This window comes from Albidovulum sp. (assembly GCF_049646345.1).
Lineage (GTDB): Bacteria > Pseudomonadota > Alphaproteobacteria > Rhodobacterales > Rhodobacteraceae > Albidovulum.
Window position 1 is genome coordinate 1 of the sequence record NZ_JBARVQ010000857.1, and the last position, 3,215, is coordinate 3,215.

The 3,215-nt window shown below is 62.8% G+C and carries 5 protein-coding genes; 1 reads left to right on the forward strand and 4 read right to left on the reverse strand.

Annotated elements, in window-relative coordinates; all coding sequences use genetic code 11:
* The first annotated feature begins 84 nt into the window (after positions 1–84).
* Positions 85–798, forward strand: a complete 714-nt coding sequence (locus WBB85_RS22465; protein WP_432640792.1) for a hypothetical protein — start codon at positions 85–87, stop codon at positions 796–798.
* Positions 799–885: 87 nt separating this feature from the next.
* Here the strand turns inward: WBB85_RS22465 and WBB85_RS22470 are convergent, their stop codons facing one another.
* The 4 genes from WBB85_RS22470 to WBB85_RS22485 all read right to left on the reverse strand — a co-directional run.
* Positions 886–1,590 carry a DUF1194 domain-containing protein gene (locus tag WBB85_RS22470; protein ID WP_432640793.1) on the reverse strand — a complete coding sequence of 235 codons (705 nt, stop codon included), beginning with the start codon at positions 1,588–1,590 and terminating at the stop codon, positions 886–888.
* 47 nt (positions 1,591–1,637) lie between these two features.
* On the reverse strand, positions 1,638–2,669 hold the full coding sequence (locus WBB85_RS22475) for a MaoC family dehydratase (RefSeq protein ID WP_432640794.1): 1,032 nt from the start codon (positions 2,667–2,669) through the stop codon (positions 1,638–1,640).
* The gene (locus tag WBB85_RS22480) at positions 2,666–2,869 is read right to left on the reverse strand and encodes a DUF1737 domain-containing protein (RefSeq protein ID WP_432640795.1); all 204 of its coding nucleotides are present in this window, start codon (positions 2,867–2,869) and stop codon (positions 2,666–2,668) included. The genes WBB85_RS22475 and WBB85_RS22480 overlap by 4 nt, the downstream gene beginning before the upstream one ends.
* Positions 2,866–3,215, reverse strand: a 350-nt coding sequence (locus tag WBB85_RS22485; protein WP_432640796.1) for an NnrU family protein, incomplete at its 5' end; no start/stop codon positions are given. The genes WBB85_RS22485 and WBB85_RS22480, both read right to left, overlap by 4 nt.

Below are 3,215 nucleotides of genomic sequence, written 5' to 3' on the forward strand. Positions count from 1 at the left end.
CATGGAATCGTACAATCGGGGCGACAATACCGATTTGGAGAGAAACTGCGAGAGCGAGCAGGTCCGGCGAACGGAAAATGCAACATGATGCGGCTCGTTATCGCCCTTGTCCTCCCCCTCCTCCTCACCGGCTGCAAGGAAGAGTTCGCATGGCGGCAGAAGATGACCGTGACGGTCGAGACGCCTGCGGGCGAGGTTTCCGGATCGTCGGTCAGCGCGGTGAGCTGGCAGGAGCATGCGGTCAGGTTTCCCGACGGCATGGGCTGGCACTACAACGTGACCGGCGAGGCTGTGGTGGTCGAGGTCACACCGGGGCGCTATCTCTTCGCACTGATCGAGGGGCCGTCGGCGAACTATCTGGGCTCTGTCGCCCCGGCCTCGATCGCCGGGCGCAAGGGCCGGGTGATCAACCCTGACCTCTTCGACGAGGTCCGCGACAAGCGCGACCGGGCGGCGGGGGTGATCGCGGTGCCGGACTATCAGTATCCGATGATGGTGACCTTCGCCGACATCGCCGATCCGGCGAGCGTGGCACTGGTGGACCCTGACGATCTGGCGGCAAGCTTCGGGCCGGGTGTCCGGTTGAAATCGGTCACGTTGGAGGTGACGGACGCGCCGGTGACGGAGGGGCGGCTGGAGGCGCGATTGCCTTGGCTTTTGCAAGCAGGTTTCAAACGATTCAGCGTAATTCCACGTTCAAATGACAGTCGAACAACATCGCCGACCAACAGAAACAGCCCGGAAGAGCTGTTGCCGATTTCTGCGTTTTTGACGCTTAATCACTGGGCAGCAGAATAATCCCATCAAATACTGTTCCCAGCCATCTTTCTATGGATTGGAGAGCCGTACTGGATGCGAAGGCACCGTCCGTGTGAAAATGCTTGGCTAATTAGGAGACTCTGAGCTTACCGGCACCACCCGCTCCGGCCCAAGGGAAATCTGCCGCTCGGTCTCGCGTCTCAGCTTTCTTTGCATGCGTTCGGGATATTCGTCGTAGTTCTCCGCCGTCACCACAAAGGCATTGCCGCCGGTCATCACGTTCTGCGCGAAATAGTCCGGCAGCCCGTCATCGTCCCCCCTGATCACCAAGGCATTCACGGTGATCGCCAGCGCCTCCATATCGGGCTTGATCTCCACAGGCTCCGTGCCCTCGTTCGACCGCCCGTCGCCCGAGATATCCATGACCCGGCGCTTGCAGGCGGGCGCGTCGTCGAAGGCGCGGGCGCCGAAACTCATCGCCTCGCCTATCGCCGTCGAAAACTCGGTCCAGAGCCGGGGGGCGGTCTCAACCTGCCGGGCCAGCGCCTCCAGATCGCCCTCGTTCGAGATGCGCGTCCAGCCGACCGTCAGTTCCTGCCGCGACGACCCGGTCCACTGCATCAGCGCCACCGTCGCCTGCCCCCGCACCAAAGCCTCGCGCACCACCGAATCGCGCAGGCCTTCGGCCAGCCCCTCCATCTGCACCCGGTATTCGCGGGCATCGACCGAGCCCGAGACATCGACCGCCAGCAACAGCGCCAGATCGCAGGCCGCAGCAGGTAGCGGGGCGAGCAGGGCAAGGCCGGTCAGGGCGGGGCGAAACCATGTCATGCGGGCAGCTTAGCAGTGCCACTGCCCGCCGGTCCATCGCCCTCAGATCACATGGGCATCAGCGCCCAATAGTCGAGGTCAAGCAGCACATCGGGCAGGTATTTTCCGTCCTCGCCCTTCAAAGCGAAGTCGGGGGCGCCGTGTTTCACCGCAACGAGCCTCAGCCGGACCGCGCCGACGCCAGGGGCCGTCGTTTCGGCCTTGTCCAGCACTTCCGACCAGGCCCGGACCGTGTCACCAGAGAAACACGGGTTTGCATGCGCGCCCGCGTTCAGCGCGACGATCATCTGCGCATTGGCCAGCCCGTTGAACGACAGGGCGCGGGCGAGCGAGATGACATGGCCGCCATAGATCAGCCTTTTACCATCCTCGCGGTTGGTCGCATCGAAATGCACCTTGGCGGTGTTCTGCCAGAGGCGGGTGGCGAGCATATGCTCGGCCTCCTCCACCGTCACGCCGTCGACATGGTCGATCTTTTCACCCACCTCATAATCGCCCCAGCCATGCGGCTCACCCGCCAATGTGAAGTCGTAGCGGGTGAAATCGAGCCCCTCGGGCACGATCAGGTCGGCGGCGGGCACGGATGTTCTCAGGTCGGGCACCACCGTCTCTGGCGCGGGGGCGTCCGCGTCGCGTTTCCTCACCATGACCCAGCGGACATAGTCCATCACCGTCTCGCCGTGCTGGTTGAGGCCGCGTGTACGCACCCAGACCACGCCCGACTTGCCGTTTGAATTCTGCTTCAGCCCGATCACTTCGCTTTCGGACCTGAGCGTATCACCGGGCCAGACTGGTTTCCGCCAGCGCCCCTCGGCATAGCCGAGATTGGCAATGGCATTGAGCGAGATGTCGGGCACCGTCTTGCCGAAGACCGTGTGAAAGGCAATCAGGTCATCCACCGGCGCGGCTTTCAAACCGCTGGCGCGGGCGAATTCGTCCGAGGAATAGAGCGCGTGCCGTGCCGGGTAGAGCGCGTGGTAAAGCGCCCGCTCACCGCCCGAGACGGTGCGGGGCACGGCGTGCGGGATCACTTGCCCGAGGGAATAGTCTTCGAAGAAACGGCCGGGATTGGTCTTCATTGCTCGCTCAGTTTTGTGTCGGGAGTGTAAGTGCCGGGCGCGTCCTTCACCACGGCCTGACCGCAGCGCATGACACCTCTGGCGGCGTCAAAGGCGTAGACGGGCTGCCCATGCAGCGCCCAGCCCTTGTTCAGTGCCGCCGTCACCTTGTCGCAAAAGGCGACCGTGTCGTCATCGGACAGGAACCGGTAAAGCTTCATCCATAGGTCCCCAGAAACGGGTTACGGCCAAGCCAGATATGAATGCCCGCAATCACAGCAAAGACGACAAAGGTGATGGCCACCCCGATCAGATCGCTGCGCAGTTTGCCCGGTGCCGGTGGCGTCCAGTTTTCGCGCGCATTGATCATCAGCATGGAAACGATCGCCCAGAGCCCGATGCCACCAAAGAGCACCAGCGAGGCCAGATCGCCATTCACCAGAAGATGCGCCAAGGCCCAGAGGATCGTCGCAGTCAGAAGCGGGTGGCGCAGCTTGGACTTCACGATCCCCTTGGAATGCATGACACCTGCCAGATAGACCGAGATCAGCATCAGAAGGTTGTTGA